The 22,152-nt window shown below is 73.7% G+C and carries 22 protein-coding genes; 14 read left to right on the top strand and 8 right to left on the bottom strand.

The genetic code is table 11. From position 1 onward, the window contains the following. Nucleotides 1–12: 12 nt before the first annotated feature. Nucleotides 13–1,104, bottom strand: a complete 1,092-nt coding sequence (gene kdd, locus ACFPM7_RS14940) for an L-erythro-3,5-diaminohexanoate dehydrogenase (RefSeq protein WP_378248206.1) — start codon at nucleotides 1,102–1,104, stop codon at nucleotides 13–15. A 33-nt stretch (nucleotides 1,105–1,137) separates the two neighbouring features. On the opposite strand from kdd, the gene ACFPM7_RS14935 reads away from it, so the two are divergent. The 9 genes from ACFPM7_RS14935 to ACFPM7_RS14895 all read left to right on the top strand — a co-directional run bounded on the left by ACFPM7_RS14935 (nucleotide 1,138) and on the right by ACFPM7_RS14895 (nucleotide 12,007). Then, nucleotides 1,138–2,577 (top strand): KamA family radical SAM protein, encoded by a 1,440-nt coding sequence (locus ACFPM7_RS14935; protein WP_378248205.1) that lies wholly within the window; start codon nucleotides 1,138–1,140, stop codon nucleotides 2,575–2,577. Between the two features lie 94 nt (nucleotides 2,578–2,671). Next, a complete protein-coding gene (locus tag ACFPM7_RS14930; protein WP_378248204.1) occupies nucleotides 2,672–4,117 on the top strand; it encodes a S28 family serine protease in 1,446 nt (481 codons plus the stop codon). A 151-nt stretch (nucleotides 4,118–4,268) separates the two neighbouring features. Further along, nucleotides 4,269–6,809 carry an FtsX-like permease family protein gene (locus ACFPM7_RS14925; protein WP_378248203.1) on the top strand — a complete coding sequence of 847 codons (2,541 nt, stop codon included), beginning with the start codon at nucleotides 4,269–4,271 and terminating at the stop codon, nucleotides 6,807–6,809. Further along, a complete protein-coding gene (locus tag ACFPM7_RS14920) occupies nucleotides 6,802–7,515 on the top strand; it encodes an ABC transporter ATP-binding protein (protein ID WP_378248202.1) in 714 nt (237 codons plus the stop codon). The genes ACFPM7_RS14925 and ACFPM7_RS14920 overlap by 8 nt, the downstream gene beginning before the upstream one ends. Further along, complete coding sequence (locus ACFPM7_RS14915) at nucleotides 7,512–8,198, top strand: ATP-binding cassette domain-containing protein (RefSeq protein WP_378248201.1); 687 nt, start codon at nucleotides 7,512–7,514, stop codon at nucleotides 8,196–8,198. The genes ACFPM7_RS14920 and ACFPM7_RS14915 overlap by 4 nt, the downstream gene beginning before the upstream one ends. A 56-nt stretch (nucleotides 8,199–8,254) precedes the next feature. Next, nucleotides 8,255–9,103, top strand: coding sequence for a DUF4429 domain-containing protein (locus tag ACFPM7_RS14910; RefSeq protein WP_378248200.1), 849 nt, complete (start codon nucleotides 8,255–8,257; stop codon nucleotides 9,101–9,103). A gap of 169 nt (nucleotides 9,104–9,272) precedes the next feature. Further along, nucleotides 9,273–10,328, top strand: a complete 1,056-nt coding sequence (locus ACFPM7_RS14905) for a GDSL-type esterase/lipase family protein (protein WP_378248199.1) — start codon at nucleotides 9,273–9,275, stop codon at nucleotides 10,326–10,328. A gap of 96 nt (nucleotides 10,329–10,424) precedes the next feature. Continuing rightward, nucleotides 10,425–11,564, top strand: a complete 1,140-nt coding sequence (locus ACFPM7_RS14900) for a DUF418 domain-containing protein (RefSeq protein WP_378248198.1) — start codon at nucleotides 10,425–10,427, stop codon at nucleotides 11,562–11,564. After that, nucleotides 11,561–12,007: a GNAT family N-acetyltransferase gene (locus ACFPM7_RS14895; protein ID WP_378248197.1), complete on the top strand. Its 447-nt coding sequence runs from the start codon at nucleotides 11,561–11,563 to the stop codon at nucleotides 12,005–12,007. The genes ACFPM7_RS14900 and ACFPM7_RS14895 overlap by 4 nt, the downstream gene beginning before the upstream one ends. Here the strand turns inward: ACFPM7_RS14895 and ACFPM7_RS14890 are convergent. After that, nucleotides 11,993–12,445, bottom strand: a complete 453-nt coding sequence (locus tag ACFPM7_RS14890) for an Lrp/AsnC family transcriptional regulator (RefSeq protein ID WP_378248196.1) — start codon at nucleotides 12,443–12,445, stop codon at nucleotides 11,993–11,995. The two genes, ACFPM7_RS14895 and ACFPM7_RS14890, sit on opposite strands and share 15 nt — an antisense overlap. Beyond that, complete coding sequence (locus ACFPM7_RS14885; RefSeq protein WP_378248195.1) at nucleotides 12,442–13,572, bottom strand: M24 family metallopeptidase; 1,131 nt, start codon at nucleotides 13,570–13,572, stop codon at nucleotides 12,442–12,444. Before ACFPM7_RS14885 ends, ACFPM7_RS14890 begins: the two co-directional genes overlap by 4 nt. 98 nt (nucleotides 13,573–13,670) lie before the next feature. Between ACFPM7_RS14885 and ACFPM7_RS14880 the strand changes: the two genes are divergently transcribed. The 3 genes from ACFPM7_RS14880 to ACFPM7_RS14870 all read left to right on the top strand — a co-directional run bounded on the left by ACFPM7_RS14880 (nucleotide 13,671) and on the right by ACFPM7_RS14870 (nucleotide 16,412). Then, nucleotides 13,671–14,414, top strand: a complete 744-nt coding sequence (locus tag ACFPM7_RS14880; protein WP_378248194.1) for a hypothetical protein — start codon at nucleotides 13,671–13,673, stop codon at nucleotides 14,412–14,414. Nucleotides 14,415–14,536: 122 nt separating this feature from the next. Then, complete coding sequence (locus ACFPM7_RS14875) at nucleotides 14,537–15,706, top strand: phosphotransferase family protein (RefSeq protein WP_378248193.1); 1,170 nt, start codon at nucleotides 14,537–14,539, stop codon at nucleotides 15,704–15,706. An 88-nt stretch (nucleotides 15,707–15,794) separates the two neighbouring features. After that, on the top strand, nucleotides 15,795–16,412 hold the full coding sequence (locus tag ACFPM7_RS14870; RefSeq protein WP_378248192.1) for a hypothetical protein: 618 nt from the start codon (nucleotides 15,795–15,797) through the stop codon (nucleotides 16,410–16,412). Nucleotides 16,413–16,508: 96 nt separating this feature from the next. Here ACFPM7_RS14870 and ACFPM7_RS14865 read toward each other — a convergent pair whose 3' ends face one another. Both ACFPM7_RS14865 and ACFPM7_RS14860 read right to left on the bottom strand, forming a co-directional pair. Continuing rightward, nucleotides 16,509–17,126, bottom strand: a complete 618-nt coding sequence (locus ACFPM7_RS14865) for a hypothetical protein (protein WP_378248191.1) — start codon at nucleotides 17,124–17,126, stop codon at nucleotides 16,509–16,511. A gap of 36 nt (nucleotides 17,127–17,162) precedes the next feature. Beyond that, the gene (locus ACFPM7_RS14860; RefSeq protein WP_378248190.1) at nucleotides 17,163–17,597 is read right to left on the bottom strand and encodes a hypothetical protein; all 435 of its coding nucleotides are present in this window, start codon (nucleotides 17,595–17,597) and stop codon (nucleotides 17,163–17,165) included. Nucleotides 17,598–17,797: 200 nt separating this feature from the next. Here ACFPM7_RS14860 and ACFPM7_RS14855 point away from each other — a divergent pair, with 200 nt between their 5' ends. After that, the gene (locus ACFPM7_RS14855) at nucleotides 17,798–18,769 is read left to right on the top strand and encodes a site-specific integrase (protein ID WP_378248189.1); all 972 of its coding nucleotides are present in this window, start codon (nucleotides 17,798–17,800) and stop codon (nucleotides 18,767–18,769) included. A 286-nt stretch (nucleotides 18,770–19,055) separates the two neighbouring features. Here ACFPM7_RS14855 and ACFPM7_RS14850 read toward each other — a convergent pair whose 3' ends face one another. From ACFPM7_RS14850 to ACFPM7_RS14840, 3 genes are all read right to left on the bottom strand, one after another. Then, nucleotides 19,056–19,469, bottom strand: a complete 414-nt coding sequence (locus ACFPM7_RS14850; protein ID WP_378248188.1) for a VOC family protein — start codon at nucleotides 19,467–19,469, stop codon at nucleotides 19,056–19,058. Next, a complete protein-coding gene (locus ACFPM7_RS14845) occupies nucleotides 19,466–19,624 on the bottom strand; it encodes an SRPBCC family protein (RefSeq protein WP_378248187.1) in 159 nt (52 codons plus the stop codon). Before ACFPM7_RS14845 ends, ACFPM7_RS14850 begins: the two co-directional genes overlap by 4 nt. Nucleotides 19,625–19,803: 179 nt before the next feature. After that, nucleotides 19,804–20,403 (bottom strand): TetR/AcrR family transcriptional regulator, encoded by a 600-nt coding sequence (locus tag ACFPM7_RS14840; RefSeq protein ID WP_378248186.1) that lies wholly within the window; start codon nucleotides 20,401–20,403, stop codon nucleotides 19,804–19,806. A gap of 97 nt (nucleotides 20,404–20,500) precedes the next feature. Between ACFPM7_RS14840 and ACFPM7_RS14835 the strand changes: the two genes are divergently transcribed. Next, complete coding sequence (locus ACFPM7_RS14835; protein WP_378248185.1) at nucleotides 20,501–21,991, top strand: carboxylesterase/lipase family protein; 1,491 nt, start codon at nucleotides 20,501–20,503, stop codon at nucleotides 21,989–21,991. The last annotated feature ends 161 nt before the right edge of the window (nucleotides 21,992–22,152 follow it).

Here is a 22,152-nt window from a genome sequence, read left to right as displayed (position 1 = left end):
ACAGTCTCGCGCTCAGTGCGCGCGGGCCTCGAACAGCGCCCTGACCCCGGGCGCGGCGCGCAGCAGGTCCATGGCGAAGTCGGCGTGGCCGGGGACGTAGCCGTTGCCGATGAGCATGCGCACGTCGGCGGCCAGGCCCTCGGCGCCGAGAGCGGCGGCGGGGAAGGAGGTGGCCATGGAGAAGAAGATGACGGTGCCGCCGTCGGCGGTGGCGAGCACGGCGCCGTGCTCGCAGCCGGGCACGTCCACGCAGACGACGGTGACGTCGACCTGGGCTCCGACGGCCTCGGCGACGGCGACGGGGTTGCGGGCGTCGGCGACGACGACCTCGTCGGCCAGGCCCGCGCGGCGCACGGCGGCGGCCTCGGCGTCGGTGGGGACGAGGGCGAGGAGGCGGCGGGCCCCGGCGCGGCGGGCCGCGGCCAGTGACAGCGACCCGGATTTGCCGCCGCCGCCGAGCACCGCGACCGAGGGGGCGCGGTAGCCGCGCACGACGCGGTCGGTCAGCGCGGGCGCGCCGCACACGTCGAGCACGGCGAGGGCGAGGGAGTCGGGCAGGTCGGTGGGGAGTTTGGCGGCGATGGAGCGGCCGAAGAGCACGGCGGTGCCGCGGCAGGGGACCTGCTCGGACTCCCCGTCCCAGTCGGCGAGGCCGTCCTCGATGCGCAGCGGGGTGAGGGTGAGCGAGACCAGGGTGGCGATCCGGTCGCCGACGGCGAGGCCGAGCGGGGAGTCCGGGCCGACGGCGGCGACGGTGCCCAGCAGCATGCCGCCGGAGCCGGTGACCGGGTTCTGCATCTTGCCGCGCTCGGCGACGATGCCCAGCACCGCCTCGCGCACGGCGGGGCCGCTGCCGTGGGCCTCGCGCAGCTGGCGGTAGGAGGCGGCGTCGAGGTTGAGGCGTTCGACGGCGACGACGACCTCGTCGGCGCGCGGGGTCGGGTCGGGGTCCAGCCGCCAGGCCTGCTGGGGGAGCACGCCTTCGGGTTCGACCACCCGGTGCAGCCCCCACGGCGAGCCGGTCCGCGTCCCCGTCCCGTCCACAGCCGCCTCCGCCACATCCGCCTCCGTAAAATTTACGTCGTCCAAGTCATCTGGCAGCATATCTTCACGCCCCCCGATCGGCGAGGAGTGGATATGACTGCGCTGCGTGAAGTTGCTGGCGGACCGGAGACCCCGGTCACCAGCGTGTCCGAGGCACTGGACCGGGCCGGGGACCAGCCGTACGAGTACGTGCGCGAGGAGCTGGTCGAGCCCGACTGGCGACGTTTCCCCGGGTGGGCGCACGTCACCGAGGCCCAGTGGCGCGACGCGCAGTGGCAGCGGGTCAACTGCGTCAAGAACGCCAAGCAGCTGCGCGCGGTCACCGGCGACATGCTGGCCGAGTCCTTCTACGACGACCTCGCCGCCGACCAGGCCGAGCTGGCCACGATGTCGATGCTGCTGCCGCCGCAGATGCTCAACACCATGGCCCCCAAGGCCGAGGTGAGCGAGTTCACCGAGGCGTTCCTCAACGACCCGGTGCGCCGCTACATGCTCCCCGTCGCCTCCGACCGCGACACCGAGTGGCCCAGCCACCCGCACTCCAGCCGCGACTCCCTGCACGAGGCCGAGATGTGGGTGGTGGAGGGCCTGACCCACCGCTACCCCACCAAGGTCCTCGCCGAGCTGCTCTCCACCTGCCCGCAGTACTGCGGGCACTGCACCCGCATGGACCTCGTCGGCAACTCCACCCCGCAGGTCGACAAGCACAAACTCGTGCTCAAGCCGGTCGACCGCCAGGACTCGATGATCGAGTACCTCAAGCGCACCCCGGGCGTGCGCGACGTGGTGGTCTCCGGCGGCGACGTGGCCAACGTGCCGTGGAAGCAGCTGGAGAGCTTCCTCATGCGGCTGCTGGACATCCCCACCGTCCGCGACATCCGCCTGGCCACCAAGGCGCTCGCCGGCCTGCCCCAGCACTGGCTGCAGCCCGCCGTCGTCGAGGGTCTGGAGCGGGTGGCGCGCACCGCCGCCCGGCGCGGGGTCAACCTGGCCATCCACACCCACGTCAACCACGCCCAGTCGGTCACCCCGCTGGTCGCCGAGGCCGCCCGCACCGCGCTGGAGGTCGGCGTGCGCGACGTGCGCAACCAGGGCGTGCTCATGCGGGGGGTCAACGCCACCCCCGAGGCGCTGCTGGACCTGTGCTTCGCACTGCAGGGGGAGGCCAACATCCTCCCGTACTACTTCTACATGTGCGACATGATCCCCAACGCCGAGCACTGGCGGCTGGCGGTCTGGGAGGCCCAGGAGCTGCAGCACGCGATCATGGGCTACCTGCCCGGCTACGCCACCCCGCGGATCATCTGCGACGTCCCCTACGTCGGCAAGCGCTGGGTGCACCAGCTCGCCGAGTACGACCGCGAGCTGGGCGTGTCCTACTGGACCAAGAACTACCGGGCCGGGACCGAGCGCAACGAGACCGCCGACGCCGCCGACATCCTGTCCCGCCGCTACCCCTACTACGACCCGATCACCACCCTTGGGCAGTCGGGCCGGGAGTTCTGGGCGGCCAACCCCGACCACCAGGCGTAGCGACAAACGGCAAGAGGTTCGGCGGATCGGCTCCTTACGGGAGGCGGGCGCGAGCGGAAGACTCGCGCCCGCCCCACCCACGAGAGGAGCCCCCGTGTCCCCACGCCCCAGTCGGACCCTGGCGGCGGGCCTGGCCGCGGTGTCCGCGCTGGCCATGGCCGCCACCCCGGCGCACGCCGCGCCGAACCGCGCAGGCAGCCCCGCGACCAGCGCCGATATCGCCGAGCAGTTGCGCGCCATCCCCGGCATGACGGTCATCAGCGAGTCGGCCACCCCGCCCGCCGGGTACCGCTTCTTCGTCCTGGGCTACACCCAGCCCGTCGACCACACCAAGCCCGCGGGGCAGACCTTCCAGCAGCGCTTCCAGCTGCTGCACAAGGCCACCGACCGGCCCATGGTGCTGCACACCACCGGCTACGGCATGCCCGCGGGCGCGTTCCGCTCCGAGCCCACGCGCCTGGTCGACGGCAACCAGATCTCCGTCGAGCAGCGCTACTTCACCCCCTCGCGGCCCTCCCCCGCCGACTGGGACCACCTGAACATCTGGCAGGCCGCCACCGACCACCACCGGCTCGTGCGCGCCCTCGACCCGCTCTACCCCGCAAAATGGATCTCCACCGGGGCCAGCAAGGGCGGCATGACCTCGGTCTACCACCGCCGCTACTACCCCGGCGACGTCGACGGCGTGGTCGCCTACGTCGCCCCCAACGACCGGGTCAACCCCGCCGACGCCGCCTACGACCGCTTCTTCGCCACCGTCGGCGGCGACACCCCCGCCGCGCGGGACTGCCGCGCCCGCCTCGACGGCGTGCAGGCCCAGGCGCTGCGCCAGCGCGCCACCCTCGTCGCCCGCTACGCCGCCGACGCCGAGGCCAACGGCTGGACCTTCGCCGGCACCCTCGGCACCGTCGACCGCGCCTTCGAGATGACCGTGCTCGACTCGGTGTGGGCGTTCTGGCAGTACGCGGGCACCAGCCAGTGCACGGGCGTCCCCGGACCCGGGGCCACCGCCGAAGCCCTCTACACCTGGATCGACACCTACGCGGGCTGGTCCTTCTACACCGACCAGGGCGTCACCTTCTACAACCCGTACTACTACCAAGCCGCCACCCAGCTGGGCTGGGCGTCGCTGAAGTTCACGCACCTGCGCGGCCTGACCCGCTACCCCGGCCTCTACTCGGCCAACACCGCCCTGCCCCCGCAGCTGCGCTCGCACCACAACCCGCTGCCCATGCTCGACATCGACCTGTGGGTGCGCACCCGCGCCGCGCAGATGCTGTTCGTCTACGGCGAGAACGACCCGTGGGGCGCCGAGGCCTTCACTCCCAGCCGCCACGACTCGCACACCTACACCGCCCCCGGCGCCAACCACGGCGCGAACATCGCCGCCCTCACCCCCGCCGACCGCGACGCCGCCACCGCGGCACTACAGCGCTGGGCGGGCGTCTCCCCCGCCGGGCAGGCGCGCGCCGCGCAGGTCGAACTCCCCGTGACCGCCCTCGACCGGGCCGAACCCCGCAACCAGCGGCACCGGCCATGACCCCCTGAGTGATCCCATGATCACCCTGCGCTCTGGCCTGGGCTCCCCGCCTGGGCCAGAGCGCCCAATGGTTCAGACCGAACGGGGTTCGGTGGATATCGAAATCATCGCGCCGCCACCCGAACGGGCCAGCCGCGGGTAGGTTGCCGCCATGCAGCTGCCCTGGAGATCGGCGCCCCGCGCCGCGCTGTCGAGCCCGCTGACGGTGCTGGTCGCGGTCGTCGCCGCGCTGCTGCTCACCTTCGTCGGCGCCGCCGCCGTCCTGCACTCCAACGCCTCCGGCAGCGCCGCGGTCGCCTACCAGGCCGACCGGCTCTGCCCGCAGTCGGTCGGCCCGGTCTTCGACCACCGCAGGCTCACCGTCCAAGAAGCCAAGGGCGCCATCGACACCGCGCGCGCCGCGGGCCGCGACCACGGCTTCCCCGAGGCCACCACCGCCCTCTACAGCTCCGTGCGCCAGTACGAGTGGGCCAACGGCCTGCACCCGTGGTCGCGCTTCGGCTACCGCGACCGCGCCCTGGACAACCTCACCGTCGTCGACGGCGGCTCCCGCGACGGGCTGTGGGTGCCGCGCACCATCGCCGAGGACGGCAAGCTCAAGGTCGGCGACCGCTTCGGCGTTCCCGGCTTCCCGCCGATCACCGCCATCTACGAGGACCTGGTCGACCCGGTGTCGGACTACTGGTGCGCCGAGCGCCAGGAGACCGTGGTCAACCCGCTGGCCCCCGAAGGCGGCACCGCCGCGGTCGTGTTCTTCCCGACCCGGGAGTCCATGCTCGCCGTCTTCGCCCCCGACGCCGGGCCCATGACCGTCTCGGTGCGCTACGACCTGCAACGCCTGCCCACCACCGTGGACGAGGGCGCCGACATCGCCGAGCGCGGCGCCGCGCTCATCGCCGAGGTCCGCACCCGCCTGCCCGACCCCAACCTGCTCACCCCCGGCAACTACTTCGCCAAGCCCGTCGAGGTCGCCCGCGAGACCAGCACCACCGTCCTGGGCGCCGTGCTGCCGCTGACCATCGTGAGCCTGCTCGTCGGACTGGCGGGCGTGGCCGCGGTGGCCATCCAGTGGTGCCAGCGCCGCCGCGCCGAACTGCGGCTGCTGTGGTCGCGCGGCGCCGGGCCCGCCGCGCTCGGCCTGCGCGCCGTCGGCGAACTCGCCCTGCCGGTGCTCCTGGGCGCGGTGCTTGGCTGGCTCGTCGCGCGCTTCGCCCTGCCCCTCTACGCGCCCTCCCCCGACCTGACCGACGGAACCGGGACGCTGTCGCTGCTCGTGGCCGCCGGGGTGCTGCTGGCCGCGCTGCTCACCGTCGCCGCCGTCACCACCGCCCACACCCACCGCTCGTTCCAGACCGCGGGCGGACCCCGCAAGGCGCTGCGCGGACTGCGCCACCTGCCGTGGGAGCTCGTCGCCGGGGTCGCGGCCTACCTGGCGTGGGTGCGGCTGGACTCCCAGCCCACCAGGCTCGCCTTCGGCCAGCCGCTGCCGGAGAGCCCCGACGCGGTCGGCCTGGCGTTCCCGCTGCTGGTCGTGCTCACCGTCGCCCTGGTGACCGTGCGGCTGACCCGCTGGGCGCTGCGCGGCTCGCACCGGGTGCGCGCCTGGCGCGCCCCCGCCGCCCAGCTCGCCCTGCGCAGGCTGGCCGCCGCGGCGGGCTCCGCGGTCGGCATCCTGCTCGTGGGCACCCTCGCCGTCGGCACGCTGACCGTCGGCGTCGGCATCGCCACCGCCCAGGACGAGGCCTTCGACACCAAGTCCGGGCTGTTCGTCGGGGCGGAGTCCACCGCGCAGATCTCCACCCGGGTGGCCACCGAGGACGGCCTGCCGCCCGCGCTGGCCGCCTCCACCACCCTCGTCGGCATCCTCAAGGCCGACAACAAGGGCACCATCGTCGCCGTCGACCCCGCCACCTTCACCCGCTTCGCCTGGGTGGACGGCGACCGCGACGACCTCGCCGCCCGACTGGCGACCCTCGACCGGCCCGCGCAGGGCGCGCTGCCGGTCCTGCGCGTGGGCAGCGCCCCCGACGCCGTCACCGACCTGCCCCGCCTCGGCGACGTGCGCCCCGTCGGACACCTCACCTCGTTCCCGCTGGTCGGCGCGCGCGGCTACGTCGTGTCCACCGCCGCCCTGCCCGACCCCGGCGACATCGACGTCTGGCAGGTGTGGTCGCCGCAGCCGGTGGACACGCTGCTCGCCCAGCTCGACGCCGCCGGGCTGCACCACCTGCACGCCAAGTCCAAGAGCGAGGCCCTCGACGGGCTGCCGTTCCTCACCGTGCGCTGGACCTTCGACTTCGTCACCGCCCTCGGCTTCGTCCTGGCCGTCGTCGCCGCCGCGGCGCTGCTGCTGGCCGTGGAGGTGCGCAGGCGGCAGAACGCGCTCGCCGGGGCGCTGGCCACCCGCATGGGGCTCAAGCCGCGCACCCTCGTCGCCAGCCACGCCATGGAACTGGGCTCGCTGGCCGGGATCTCCGTGCTCGCAGGCGGCGCGGCCGGGTGGGTGTGCACCGCGGTGTCGGCGCCCATGTTCGACCCGTCGCCCTGGCTGCGGCCCCTGGCCGCCGCGCCCGACCTGGTCGGGCTGGTGACGGTCACCGTGGCCACCTCCGTCGTGGTGGTCGCCCTCGTCTGCTGGTCCGCGGTCCGGTCGGTGACCACCGCCCGAGTGGGAGAGCTGATCCGTGGCTGAGCTGCTCACCGACGAGCCCCTCTTCGCCGAGGGGCCCGCGCCGCTGTTCGACGTGGAGCGCGTCCGCGTCGAGTACCCCACCCCGGCCGGGCCGGTGCCCGCCCTGGAAGACGTGTCCGTCACCGTCGCCGACCGCGGCCTGACCGTGCTGGCCGGGCCGTCGGGGTCGGGCAAGTCCACGCTGCTGCGCGTGCTCGGGCTCATCGACCGGCCCACCGCGGGCCGCGTCGCGGTGTCCGGGCGCGACGTCGGCGGGCTCGGACACCGGGCCCGCAGGCAGCTGCGCCGCGACCGCATCGCCCTGGTCGTGCAGTACCCGCCGGAGAACCTGATCGGGCACCTCAGCGTCGGGCAGAACCTGCGCGCGGCCGCCGAGTCCGCGAACCGGCCCACCGACACCGCCGAAGAGGTCCTGGACTGGCTCGGCATCCCGGGCACCGGCGCGTGGAAGATCGAGGCGCTCTCCGGCGGGCAGCAGCAGCGCCTGGCCTTCGGGTGCGCGCTGGCCCGGCGGCCGTCGGTGGTGCTGGCCGACGAACCCACCTCCCAGCTCGACGCCACCTCGGCCACGCTCGTGCTCGACGTGGTCGACCGGCTCGTCGCCGACGGGGTGCCGGTGGTCGTGGCCTCCCACGACGACGAGGTCATCGCCCGCGCCGACCGGGTCGTCCGGCTGCGCGAGGGCCGCATCGAGGAGGCCGCGTGAGCGCCCCGGTGTCCGACCACCCGACGATCGACAACGCGGTGCTGAGCGCGCGGGGCCTCACCCGCGCGTTCCCGCACCCGGACGGGCCGCTGCCGGTGCTGCGCGGGGTCGACCTCGACGTCGCCCCCGGCGAACTGGTCACCGTCTCCGGGCGCTCCGGCTCCGGCAAGAGCGCCCTGTTCGCGCTGCTGTGCGGCTTCGACAAGCCCGACACCGGCACCGTCACCGTGTGCGGCACCGTGCTGCGCGCGGCCCCCGCCTGGAGCGACTGCGCCGTGCTGCCCCAGGCCCTCGGCCTGGCCGCCGAGCTGACCCTGCAGGAGAACGCCGCGCTGCCGCTGCGCCTGACCGGCCAGTCCGACGTCGAGGACCGCGTCGCCGACGTGCTCGGCGAACTCGGCATCGGCCACCTCGGCGACCGCTACCCCACCGAGGTCTCCTACGGCCAGCAGCAGCGCGCCGCCCTCGCCCGCGCCGCCGTCGCCCGCCCCAGCGTCCTGCTGGCCGACGAACCCACCGCCCACCTCGACCACGGCAGCGTCCCGGCCGTCCTCGGCGTGCTGCGCCGCGTCGCCGACGCGGGCACGGCCGTGCTCATCGCCACCCACCACGACCAGGTCCACCGCATCGCCGACCGGCGCCTGTCGCTGGTCGAGGGCCGCATCGACTACAGCGCCACCTGAGCGTCCGGAAGCCACCGATAGCCTGGTGGCTCGCGAGCGGAGAAGGGGGACGCGGCGTGGTGGTCGGCTCGATCGCGGTGGCGTCGAAGGACGGCACCTGGACCTTCGACTTCGACAGCGTGCGAATCACCCCGCCGTCGGGGGCGCACCCGCTGCGCGCGGGGCTCGGCGAGGTCATGGTGCCGCTGGCCGCCGTGCACACCGTGGCCTGGGAGCCCGCGCGCAAGGGCGGCGTGCTGCGCCTGCACCCGCGCCCCGGCGCCGACCCGCTGCGCCAGGCCACCGCGGGCCGCCTGCCCGACAGCGCCGACCCGCTGCGGCTCAGCGTCGGCCCGGACGCCACCGCCACCGCGGCCGCCCTGGCCGACGCCGTGCGCGACGCGCGCGAACTGGCCGGCGTCGGCGACGGGCCCGTCACCGAGTACCTGCTGCCCGGTCCGCGGGTGCCGCTGAGCGTCTCGGGCGAGGACGGCAGCGCCGCCTTCGACGGCGAGCGCGTGCGCATCGAGTGGGGGTGGGCCGCGGAGAAGGTCAAGCGCAGCTCCGGGCCGCGCGAGCTGGCGCTCTCGGCGGTGGAGTCGGTGGAGTGGACGCCGTCGTTCGTGCGCTTCCGGGTACCCGGCCAGCCCGTGCCCGAGCCCGCGCACGACGTCAACTGCCTGAAGCTGTGGGGGATGAAGAAGGACGTCGGGCACTCCGCGCTGCTCGCCGCCGCTGTCACCGCGCGACTGCCGCACCCGCACGCCGCGCCCGCCGCCGCGACCGAGCCCGCTCCCGCCACCGGCGACGCCGATCCTGACGTGGTGCTGCGCAGGCTGCGCGAACTGGGCGAGCTGCGCTGCGACGGCGTGCTGACCGAGGAGGAGTTCGCCGAGGCGAAGACGAAGCTGCTCGGCAAACTCTGACCGGACATCGCCCTGACCGTGCCTGGCCCCCCTCGGCGCGGGCCCGCCCGCCGGAGCCCTTCCCCACCCACCTCGGCCGCTGGTGGTCTCCACGCTGCCCGCTGAGCACCAAGCGGGCTGACCGGCGCGTTCTGTGGAACACCCCGGGAGCCGGCTAGACTCCCCCACGATGAACCGCAAGATCGCCTGGCCGCTCGTCGTCCTGTCCGTGGCCGCGCTCGTCGGCGGGTTCTTCGTCTTCAGCGGCCCGGAGCCGCCCCCGGCGCCCGCCCCGCCCAGCGGGGTCCCGCGCGTGCTGGTCGCCATGGGTGACAGCACCGCCGCCGGGGAATCCGCAGGCGACTACGCCCCCGGCACCGACGGCCGTGACGGCAACTGGTGCCACCGCAGCGCCAACGCCTCCATCAACAAGACCGGGCTGCGCGGCGTCGACGAGACCGTCAACCTGGCCTGCTCCGGCGCGAACTCCACCCAGGTCGGCCTCGGCGACGGCCGGCAGTACGGCGAATCCTCCCAGGCCAGGCGGCTGGCCACGCTGGCCCGCGAGCGCCGCGTCGTGGCCATCCAGGTCGCCGTCGGCGCCAACGACGAGCCACGCTTCTCCGGTGTCCTCGACGCCTGCGTGCAGGCGTGGCTGGACCCCGGCAAGCCCGGCTGCGCCGAGCTGATGGGCCAGGAGTGGCCGCAGCGCATCGAGGTCGCGGTGCCCAAGATCTCCGGGGTGCTCGCCGACATCACGAAGGTCATGGCCGACGCCGGGTACGCGCCGGGGGACTACACGCTGGTCCTGCAGTCCTACGCCGCGCCCGTCGGCCCCGACATGCTGCCCGAGCTGCGCAACCTCAACGGCTGCCCGTTCCGCCCCGAGGACCTGCGCTGGGTGCGGGAGAAGGCCGTCCCGCAGATCACCGACGGCATCCGCCGCGCCGCCGCCGAGGGCGGCGCCCGGTTCCTGGACCTCTCCCGCGCCGGAGTCGGCCGCGAGGCGTGCTCGCACCTGGACCCCGCCCAGGAGTGGTTCTCCCGCTTCGCCGTGCGCTGGGACGACCTGCGCGACGAGGAGCGCGCCGGGCACGCCCTGCAGGAGTCCTTCCACCCCAACGCCGCGGGCCACGCCCAGGTCGGACGCTGCTTCGGGGAGTTCATCGGCACCGACGACCCGGCCGCGGCCTGCCTGCCCGGCGCCGACGGCGACCTGCACGCCGCGCCCAGCTCCGGCCCCTAGATCACCCGGACTGCCGACCCGCTCCTCCCCCCAACGACGGACGCCGCCCTCCCCGCCCCGGCCCTAGCGTCGAGCCGGGAGGACGAGGGGGAGCACATGAGCACGAGCACACGGGTCACCGCCCTGGACACGCTGCGCGGCGTGGCCATCCTGGGCACGCTGGGCACCAACATCTGGATCTTCACCCATCCCGGCGGGTTCGCCGGGTTCGTCGCCGACACCGCGGGCGGCGACTGGTTCGAGACCCTCCTGCGCACGATCAGCAACGGCAAGTTCCTCGGCCTGCTGTCGATCATGTTCGGTGTCGGCATCGCCATCCAGGCGGGCTCGGCCGCGCGCAAGGGGGCGCGCTGGCCGGGCTGGTACCTGTGGCGGGCGGCGCTGCTGTTCATCGAGGGCGTCCTGCACTACGTGCTGATCTTCGAGGGCGACGTGCTCGCCTTCTACGCCATCGTCTCCATCCTCGTCGCTTTCCTGGCGACGCGCTCGGACCGGGCCGTCCGCGCCTGGATGGTCGCCGCCGCCACCCTGCACGTCGCGCTGATCTCGCTGCTCACCGCGGGGATCGTCGCAGGAGGCGGCGACATCGCCGCCGGGGTGAACGGGCTGCCGTCTCCGCGGACCTGGACAGGGCAGGTGGCGATGCGCCTGGAGCACTGGACGGTCTTCCGCGCCGAAGGCGTCTTCATCGTCGCGCTGTCGACGCTGCTGTTCCTCGCCGGCGTGCGGCTGTGGCGGGCGGGGGCGTTCACCGGCGACGAGCGCGGCGCACGCATCCGACGCCGGTTGATCGGCTGGGGCCTGGGCGTGGGGGTGCCGCTGAACGTCGCCGCGGCGTTCGCCGGGCCGCAGTGGTTCCTCGTCGACCGCTACCTGTGCGCGCCGCTGGTCGCCTTCGGCCTGCTCGGCGGCATCACCGCCCTGGTGCACCGCATGCGGACCGAGCAGGGCCCGCTGCGGGCGGCGCTGAGCGCCGTCGGACGCTCGGCGATGAGCGGCTACATTCTGCAGAACCTGATCGCCTCGGTGCTCTGCTACCGGTGGGGCCTCGGCCTGGCCGAGCGGTTCGGCCACGACGGGCCGTGGTTCACCGTCGCGATGTGGTTCGCGGTCTCGGCGCTGGTCATGGCCGGGTCGGCGTGGTGGATGCGCCGCCACGACCGCGGCCCGATCGAGACCGTGTGGCACGGCCTGTACCTGCTGCCCCAGCGCGGGCGGGTAGAAACCCGGGTGTGAGCACACCGCGAGAGCTGGACATGGCCGACGAGGCCACCGCCCGCGCCACCCACGAGGTGGTGCGGGCGGCCTACCGGGTCGAGGCCGAGCTGATCGGCACCGACGCCATCCCGGCCCTGCGCGAGAGCCTGGCGCGCATGCGGGAGCTGCCGCTGAGCTGGCTGGGGATCGGCGCGCCGGAGGCGGTGCTGGGCTGGGCGCGGGACAGCGGCGCCGTCGACATCGACCGGCTGTGCGTGCGGCCCGACCGCTTCCGCAGAGGCCTGGCCGGCGCCCTGCTGACGGCGCTGCTGGAGCGCACCAGCGGCCGCGTGACCGTCTCCACCGGCGCGGCCAACACTCCCGCCGTGGCCCTCTACGAGCGCCACGGCTTCACCCGCACCGGCACCGTCGAGCCCGAACCGGGGCTGCTGGTGGCCACCTTCGCCCTAGAGCGCCGGTGAGCGGCCCTCATACGGGGTCGACAGCACCACCGTGGTGCGGGTGGACACCTTCGCCGCCTCGCGGATCTTGCGCAGCAGCTCCTCCAGCGCCGCCGGGCCCGACACCCGCACCAGCAGCACGTAGGACTCCTCGCCCGCCACCGAGTAGCAGGACTCGATCTCGGCGATGTGCTCCAGGCGCTGCGGGTAGTCGTCGGCGGCGGCCGGATCGATCGGGGTCAGCGAGATGAGCGCCGACAGCGGCAGCCCGATGGCCTCGGCGTCCAGGCGGGCCGCGTAGCCGCGCACCACGCCGCGCTGCTCCAGCCTGCGCACCCGCTGGTGCACCGCGGACACGCTGAGCCCCACCCGCTCGGCCAGGTCGGTGAAGCTGCACCGGCCGTCGGCGGCCAGCACCCGCACGATCGCCGCGTCGATGGGCTCCAGCTGCTCGGTCACAGCTCGACCAGCTCGCGCGGGCGGGAGTTCAGCGCCTCGACGCCGTCCTCGGTGACCACCACGATGTCCTCGATGCGCGCACCCCAGCGCCCTGGCAGGTACACGCCCGGCTCGATGCTGAAGGCCATGCCCGGCTCCAGGGTCGTGGCGTTCCCGGCGACGATGTACGGGTGCTCGTGGCAGTCCAGGCCGATGCCGTGGCCGGTGCGGTGGATGAAGAACTCGGCCAGGCCCGCCTCGGCGAGCACGTCGCGGGCGGCGGCGTCGACCGACTCCGCGCTCACCCCCGGGCGCACCGCGGCGGTCGCCGCCCGCTGTGCGGCCAGCAGCGCGGCGTACGAGGCGGCGACATCGGGCTCGCTCGGCGGGCCGAGGCTGTAGGTGCGGGTGGAGTCGGAGTTGTAGCCCGCCTCGGTGATCCCGCCGATGTCGACCACGACCACGTCGCCGGGGGAGAGGACGCGCTCGGAGACCTCGTGGTGCGGGCTGGCCCCGTTCGGCCCGGACCCGACGATGACGAACTCGACGCCGCGGTGGCCCTCGGCCAGGATCGCCTCGGCGATGTCGGCGGCGACCTCGGCCTCGGTGCGGCCCGCGCGCAGCCACTCGCCCATGCGGGCGTGCACCCGGTCGATCGCCGCGCCCGCCTCGCGCAGCGCCGCCACCTCGGCGGCGTCCTTGCGCATGCGCAGCTCGCGCAGCACCGGCCCGGCCAGCACCTGCTCGGCGGCGGGCAGCGCGGCCCGCAGCCCCAGCACGTGCAACGCCGCCATCTCGTCGCTGACCGCCACCGGACCCGTCACGGTGCCTTCCCCGCTCGGACCGCCCGCGCCCAGCACCTCCGAGCACAGCCGGTACGGGTCCTCGCCGTCGACCCACGTCGCCACCCGCACCCCGACCTCCTCCAGCGGGCCGTAGCCGGGGGCCTCCAGCTTCGGCACCACCAGCACCGCATCCCCGGCGGCGGGCAGCAGCAGGCAGGTCAGCCGCTCCAGCGAGTGCCCGGTGGCGCCGATCAGGTAGCGCAGGTCCGAGCCGGGGGCGACGGCCAGCGCGGCCACCCCGGCGTCGGCCGCCGCCGCGCGGGCGCGGTCAAGGCGGGTGCGGACGGTGTCCGGGTTCGACATGCGCTCAGCCTATCGGCCCGCGCCGCCGGGGCGGGTGATCAACGCCGCCGCCGCGCGCGCCGGGTAACGGCGACCGCGTGGCCCGCGACGGAGCGGGTGTGGCCCGTGTCCCCGCGCTGGTGCTCGCCGCGGTCCTGACCGCGGCCGCCGTGGGCTGCTCCCACGCCGAGCCCGACGCCGCCGCCGTGAGCACGCTGCCCGTGGCCACCACCACAGCCGCCGCGACGACCACCACGGCCCCGCGGAGCACCACCTCGACCACCACGCGCGCCCCGAGGGCGTCGACCACCACGCGGACCTCCGAGCCCGAACCCGACAAGCCCGACGCCGTCGTGGGGCTCGGGGAGTACGCGGTGCGCGTCAGCGGCACGGTCGCGGGCAGGCCCTTCCGGCACGAGGCGCACCTCTACGTCACCGGCACCATCGCCGAGGTCGGCACCGCCAACGGCGTCAACGCGCTGGACGTGTGCCTGGCCGTGGGATCGCCCGTGGGAGTCCCGCAGGTCGGGGCCCTGTGGTTCGGCAGCAACGCCGGGTGCTTCCCCGCCGCGAGCGCCGCCGACGTCGACCTCGCCCGCACGACGGTCACCAGCGGACCCACCGTGGAGGTGACCGTCGAGCCGGACGGGACGGTCACCGAGGCCACGGGTCTGAACGCCTTCGCCGCCCCGGCCGGGGCGGCGATCTGTCCGAGCGACATCGGCGGCGGGTCCCTGCGGCTGTCCTTCGACGGCGGCGGCGGGGTCACCGGACGCGTCACCGTGACCGGGCGGGCCGGGCTGTGCGGGGTCGGCGGCGCGGAGACCGAGTACGTCGCCGATGTCACCGGTTTCCTGTTGTAGCAGCTCAGCGCCTCACCTAAACCTCTACGTGAAGGTTAGGGTCAAGGTCAGGTCGAGGTTCATGAAGGCGCGCTCATCCGGCTTTCAGCACCCCCTCACCAGCGGCGGGGATGCTGACCGGCATGACCGACGGCCTCTCCCTGCTGACCGGCCCCGACGCGGGCGACCTCATGGCCGCGGTGCTCGACGCCGCGGGCGGCGGGCAGGTGCTGCGCTGGCAGACCCGCCAGGTCGACCACCAGCCCGGCACGGGCACCACCGTCTGCTACCGCGCCCGCGTCCGCTGGCCCGACGGCACCGAGACCTCCGAGACCCTCGGCGCCTGCGACGGCGACCTGCCCACCGCCACCACCCGCCTCACCGACGGCGACACCGAGATCGGCATGTGGCGCTACCCGCACGACCCCGACCTGCCCGGCCTCGCGCGCGCCGTCGACTCGGTCGCCGCCGGGCGGCTCGCCCGCGATCTCGGCGCCGGCGACGGCGGCCCGGCCCGCGTCCGGCTGCGCGCCTACCGACCCCGCAGGCGCGCCGTGGTCGAGATCGCCACCGACCGCGGGCGGGTGTTCATCAAAGTCGTCCGCCCCCGGCGCGCCACCGCCCTGCACGAGCGCCACCGGGCGGGCACCGCCGCGGGCTGCCCCGTGCCGCGCTCGCTCGGCTGGACCGACGACGGCCTCGTCGTCCTCACCGCCCTGCCCGGCCGCACCTTGCGCGAGGAACTGCTCGGCACCGGCGCAGTGCACGTCGACCCCGACGCCGTCGTGCGCCTGCTCGACCACCTGCCCACCCTCGCCGACCGCACCCGCGACACCTGGGGGCAGAAGGCCCCGCACTACGCGGGCGTCATCGCGGGCATCGCCCCCGAACTCGGCGTCTGGGCCAAGGACCTCGCCGCCGCCGTGGACCACCGCGACCCCCAGGGCCCGCGCGTGCCCGTGCACGGCGACTTCTACGAGACCCAGTTCATGGTCGCCGCGGGCAGGCCCACCGGCCTGCTCGACATCGACACCGCAGGCCGCGGCGAACGCCTCGACGACGCCGCCTGCCTGCTCGCCCACCTCGGCGTCCTCGCCCAGCTGCGGCCTGGCCGCGCCGAGGTCATCAACGACCTGGGCATGGCCATGCACCGCCGCTTCGAGCAGGACCTGCCCGCCACCGCGCTGCGCCTGCGCACCGCCGCCGTCGTGCTGTCCCTGGCCACCGGGCCCCACCGCGTGCAGGAAGCGGACTGGCGCGAGCACACGGCCGACCGGCTGCGCCTGGCCGAGCAGTGGATCAACTGGGCATGAACGGTCCCTCACCTTCGGCTCCCCTGTCTTTCACACCCGCCGCCGAAACTGGACACCAGACACAGAAGTACGCAGAAAGGACTTCCCGATGAGCATGAAGCGACCCTGGCTGGTGGCGACCGCGACGATCGCGCTGGCCGGCTTCGGCACCACCGCCGCGGCGCTGGCCTCCAGTGGCACCGACGTGCGCGACGCGCAGAAGGTCGAGGTCATCGAGCTGGCCGACGGCTCCCCGGAATCCGCCGACTCGCCCAACGCCTCCGCCATCGACTCGGCCAACACCGCGGGCGACACCCCTGGCGACCCCGAGTACACCGACCCCTCCCCGGAGTCCGCCGACTCCCCCGGCGCCTCGGTCACCGACTCGGCGGGCTCCGGCTCCGACTCCCCCGGCGACCCCGGCTGGGTCGACCCCTCGCCGGAGTCCGCCGACTCCCCCGGTGCCTCCGCCGTCGAGTCCGCGCAGTCGGCGTCGGACTCCCCCGGCGACCCGAAGTGGGTGGACAACTCCCCCGAGTCCGCCGACTCCCCCGCCGCGTCCGCGGCCGACAGCCCGGTCCGCGTCCAGCCCAGGGTCGTGGCCGACTCCGCGGACAGCCCGGTCGTGCGCCGCCCCGCCCCCCGCGTCGACTCCGCCGACAGCCCCTGGCGCGGGGGCGGCAGCGCGGCGAGCGGCGGTGGGAGCGCGGCGAGCGCGGACAGCTGAGCGGTCTGACCGCGCCCACCGCGCGCAGAAGAGGACCCGGCCGCATCGGCCGGGTCCTCTTCGCGTCGGATGCTGTTCGTCGGGTGGCAGCTCGGGTCAGACCCGCAGCAGGCGGTCCAGGAACGCGCGGTAGTCGCGCAGCGCGTGCCGCAGCTCCTCGGTCTGGGCGCCATTCTCGCGCCAGGACTCCAGCGACCGCTTGTGCTCGGCGAGAGCCTTCATGGCCTCGCCCACCAGCTTGTCGGCCTCCTCGACCGAAGCCGCCGGATTGTCCACGAAACAACCCTGCACCCGGTGCCAGCGCTCGCGGAAGCCGTCGGCCTCCTGCGTGCCGAACAGGTGCTCGCGCTGCGCCGGGATCTCATCGGTGCTCGCGTACTGGGAGCCTCCGGTCGCGTGCCCGTCGGCCTGGCGACCGACCTGGTGCCGCGCGCCGTGGTCTCCCGCCTGGTCGGCCTGGCGGTGGTCCGACCGGTCGACGTGGTGGTCGTTCCTCTCGCCCTTGTCGTGCCGCTCCGGCAGGCGGTGCCCGCCCGCGGACGTCGCGTCCGGCTGCTCACCGGGGCGCACCAGGCGCTCCTGGGCGGAATCGACCGGACTGGCCCGGTGCTCGTCGCGCACGGCGTCGCCCTGGCGCGGCGACGGAGGGGTGACGGGACGGGCGGGAACAACGGGGACGGCGGCACCGTCGGCACCGCGTTCGGTCTGGGGCATTGAGCTGTCCTCCTGCTTGTGTGGTGCGCTGCCCATTTAGTGCGATGCCTTGGCGGGGGTGTCGCCGACGAGGTCCTGGAAGATGGCGCGGTAGCGCACCATCGCCTCGCGCATGTCCTCAGTGGAGGCGCCACCGTTGCCGGTGCGCACCAGAACTTCGTGCGCGGCGTGGTAGTCGTCGCGGTGCGCGCGGCCGAGGTCGGCCTCGCGGCGCTCGTGGTCGGCATCGCTGGGGTAGCCGCGCTCGGTCATCACGTCCGCGACGATCCGGTCCGCCTCGGCGAGCGCGGCGTCCGGACGGTCCACGAAGTGCTCCTGCGCCTTGGCCCACCGCTCGGCGAACTGCGCCTTCGCCTGGGGCTCCAACGGCCGCAGCCGGGGACCTGCGCTCTTGCGCCTCATCACCAGGGCGAGCACGACAAGCACCACGACCGCGGCGATGACGATGCCGACGATTGCTCCTGTGGACATCGGGATCTCCTTTGGGTGTCGCTTGATCGGGAGCTACCACCGCTTTCTGAGCACGAAACGAAAGTTGGTCCGTTGAGAGCAGCGCCCACCCCCGCGCGCAACCCCCACACGGGTGACGGACAGGCGAAGGAATGTCGGTGTCCTCCGGTACACCTCGTGAGGACGGGAGTTACCGGGAGTGGTCGACAGCGGAGGTCCGCATGGCTGCTGCGCGCACGAGTGCCGAGATCAAGGCGCTGACAGAGGAATGGCTCGCCGGACGGGCCTCGCCCCACACGCGCCGCCGCTACCGGCGCGACCTCGGCTGGTTCGCCGCCTGGCTCACCGCCCACCGCGGCCGGGGCCTGCTCGACGCCCGCGTCGAGGACATCCTGGCCTTCGCCAGGACCCGCGCGGGCAGCCGCGAAGGCCTCGACCACCGCGTGCACCCGCTGCGCAGGCACAACACCGTCGCCACCGCGGCCACGGCCTGGTCCAGCTTCTACAACCACTGCGTCGAGCGCGGCGTCCTCGACAGCAACCCGGTCGCCGCCGCCCGCGGCCTCGACGCCGCCGCCGCGTACCCGCCGCACGAGCACGGCAGCGCCCGACGCCTAGACGAGACCACCCTGCGCACCCTGCTCACCCACGCCCACCGCGACCCCTGGCTCGGCGGCGCCCTCGGCACGGCCGCCATCGGCCTGCTCATCGCCACCCGGTGGCGGCCCGAGCGCGTCGTCACCCGCGACCTCGACGCCGCGCTCGCCCTGCCCGACCTGCCCGCCCCGGTCCTGGAATACCTCCACGCCTACGCCGACGAGGAGCGCCCGCACCCCGCGCGCGGGACACGGCTGTTCTGGGACCGCTCCGGCGTCCGCGAACTCAGCACCATCGACCTGATGCGCCTGGTCACCCGCTGCGCCGAGCGCGCCGGACTCGGCGGCGAGGTCACCGCCACCCGGGTCGCCCGCGCCGCCGAGGAACTGCACGCCCGCGGCGTCCCCCTGAACCTCCCCAGCCTCGCCGAACTGCGCCGCGACGCGGCCAGTCAGCAGCAGATGGCCCTGCCGGACGACCCCGGCGGCTACGAGCCCGCCGACGTCACCGGCCAGCAGGCCCTCATCCCGCTGCCGCCCGGCGTGCCGCGACCACGCGCGAGCCACACCCCCCGATGGCCGCGCCGAACCCGGTGACCGCTCAGCCCTCGGCCATCTGCTCGGCGATCCGCGCCAGGTCCCGCGGCGCCGGGGCCGATCCCGCTCGGGCTCGGCCCCGGCCGCGGCGACCGGACCGTGCAGCACAGCACCCGCCGCCTCGGCGAAGGCGTCGATGCTCAGCCGGACTTCCGATGTCTGCGCAGCATCTGCCAGGTCGTGGACAGCTCCTCGCGCGCCTCCGAGGCGACCGCGAGAAACCGTCCGTAGGTCTGCCTGCGCGCCCGGGCACGCCACAAGTCCCGATCACGTGATCATTCTGGCCTCATGGACGGGCGGTGATCTGCTGAACGGCCCAACTGTTGCCGTCGGGGTCGTCGAAGAACAGGAAGCCCTGGTTGTTCAGGTCGTCCTCGGTCGTCGCGGGCCGCACACCCGTCGCGCCGACGACGACCACGGGCCCGGGGTCGAACCCGCGCGTGACCAGTGCGTCCCGAGCGGCGTGGACATCATTGACGACCAGCTGCACGCCCTTGAGCGAACCGGGGACCATGTCGGAGAGGAAGCTGCTGATCACCACCGAGCAGCCCGAGCCCGGCGGGGTCAGCTGCACCATCCGCCGCCCCTCCCCCAGATCGGTGTCATGGTCGACACCGAAGCCGAGCACGTCCTCGTAGAAGGCCTTCGACCGCGCCACATCCGAAACCGGAACGACGACGACTTCCAGAGTCCACTTCATACCGCCACCTCCGCGACCGCCGTTCCCAGGCGCTCGTAGCTCTGCCCCCTGCCCGCGCGCACCGGCGAGAAAACGACCGCCCCGCACGCCTCTTGGCTGAGGAACTTCATCCTGAACGCCACCTTCGTACCACCGCGCACCTCGGCGAACTCCACGACGGTGAACCTCGACCCGTCTTTGCGGGTTTGGCTTGTTGTCTTCTGTCGATCGGAGCGGACTGGCTGATCTGCACAACCGTCCAGTATCTTGATAGTGAATACTTGATAGATAGATGACTCATGACAGGGCGTTGGACTGGAACTGGCCGTACTCCCATCTGCCCTGTCCGAACAGGTCACGCAGTCCTGAACAGCCGGTCCAGGTGCACGTCGATCGCGGCGAGCGCGTCCCTGGGTTTGATGACATCGAGTTCGATCAGGGAGGTGAAGCCGGTGAGGGCGAGGAGCAGGTTGGTCTCGGTCGCCGGGTCGCGGCCGGAGTCGATGTGTCCGTCGGTGATCGCCTGGCGGACCAACTGCTCAATGAGCGCCCGACCTTGGACGAGGCCGCGGCGCGCCTGCTCGTGCACGGCCTCGTCGTGCAGTGCCTCCAGGACGTAGGCGGCGCTCATCCGGCTGGTCGCGCGGGCGTCGGCATGCAGGGGGAGCATCTCCGCGAGCGTCAGTCGCAGCACCTCACGGGGGTGCGGACGGTCACCGAGCCCTTCGAGCCCCTGGTGCACGCGCACCGAGGTCTGCTCAGACGCGAAATCCATGGCGAAGGAGAGCATGGCGGTTCGGGAGGCGAAGTAGTGCTGCAGCTGCCCGAGTGACATGCCCGCTTCCTGCGCCACCCCGCGCATCGTCAGCTGTGCGACGCCGCGCTGCGCCACCACCCGCCACAGGGCGCGGGCGATCGCCTCACGGCGTCCGCGGTGATCCACCTGCTTCGGCATCGGCCTGCCTCCTCCTGCTCCGGGTCTGATCCAATACCACTGACATAATACACTTGACCTACAACCCTGGGGTTGCCCGTGGGGAAAGGGAGCCGTCATGGTCGAACAGCCACAGGTACGAACCACGGAAGGCGTTGTGCAAGGGCGTCTGCGGCAGGGGCACGCGGTGTTCCGCGGCATCCCCTACGCCCGGCCTCCGGTCGGAGCGCTCCGCTTCGCCGCGCCCGCGCCGCCGCGCCGCTGGGAGGGAACGAGGCAGGCTGTCGAGTTCGGCCCCGTGGTGCCGCTGTCCCTGCCGATCGATGTGCCCCCGCAGGGCACTGACTGGCTGACACTCAACGTCGGCACTCCGGACCCCGGCGCGGCTGGACTGCCGGTGCTGGTGTGGATACCAGTGGGCGGCTACCTCTCGGCGGCGTCGAGCGACCCGATGTATGACCCGGCGGCGCTGGCTGACGCGGGAGTCGTCGTGGTGACCATCAACTGCCGTGTGGGCGCGGAGGGATTCGCCTACCTCGACGATGTGCCCCCCAACCGCGGATTCCTCGACCAGATCGCGGCGCTGGAGTGGGTGCAGCGCAACATCGCCGCCTTCGGCGGCGATCCCGACCGGGTCACCGTGGGCGGGGTGTCCGCGGGGGCGGGCTCGGTCGCCGCCCTGCTGACGATGAAGTCCGCGCGCGGACTCTTCCGCCGGGCCATCGCCCACTCGGTGCCGGGGCTGCACAGCACCCCCGCCCTGGCACGGCAGGTCACCGCCGCGTTCGCCGACCGGCTCGGCGCGACGGCCCCCACCGCCGAGGCACTGCGCGACATCGACCCATGGCACTTGGCCGCCGAACTCACCTCGTTCAACGCCGGCCTCCACGCGCACCGGGAGAGCTGGGGACGCCTCACGGACACCGGCACCGCGCTGTGCCCCGTCATCGACGGCGAGATCCTCCCGGAAACGCCCTGGACCGCCCTGACCAGTGCGCGCGCGAGCGGGACCGAACTGCTCGTCGGCCACACCCGGGACGAGTTCCGGTACTTCAGCGTCATGAGCGGGCGGTACGGCACCTTCACCGAGGAGGACGCCCGCGCGGCCCTGGAGTCGCACGCCCCGCGGCCGGACGGCGCACGGGCCTACCGTGTCGCGTTCCCGCAGGCAGGCCCGGAGGAACTGGTGGAGACGGTGTACTCCGACGCACTCTTCCGGATGCCGACACAGAAGCTGGCCGAGGCGAACGCGGCGGCAGGCGGCACCTCGTACCTGTTCGAACTGAACTGGGTGGCCCCGGCCCTCGGCGGCATCCTGGGCGCGTGCCACAGCCTCGACGTGCCGCTGGCGTTCGGCACGCTCAACAGCCCCGTCGGCACCCAGCTCATCGGCGAGGAGCCCACTCCCGAGGCCGTCGCGCTTTCCCGTGAACTTCAGCAGGGATGGGTCCGCTTCGTCACCACCGGCGACGCGGGCTGGTCCGCTCACCGGCCCGGCGAGCACCTCACCCGCGTCCTGGACACCGAGTCGAAGACCCTGCCCTACCCCGAACAGGCGTCCCGCCGGATCTGGGAAGGCCACTCCCCCACGCCGTTCGACCTCTCGTAGTCGTTCAGGTCGCCCCCACGCCGACTCCCCTCCTCCGTCCTTGCTGTCGTTTTGTGCGACGTGCGCTCATCCCACACCCGAACTGTCGCCAACAGTCGATTATCTTGATAGTAAATAGTGAGTAGTGAAAGTACGGAGGACCGGCAGGTGCGCTACTTGCG

It is taken from the genome of Actinokineospora guangxiensis, assembly GCF_042657845.1.
GTDB lineage: Bacteria > Actinomycetota > Actinomycetes > Mycobacteriales > Pseudonocardiaceae > Actinokineospora > Actinokineospora guangxiensis.
The sequence above is the reverse complement of the archived record's forward strand: the minus strand, read 5'-3'. Positions and strand labels throughout refer to the sequence as shown.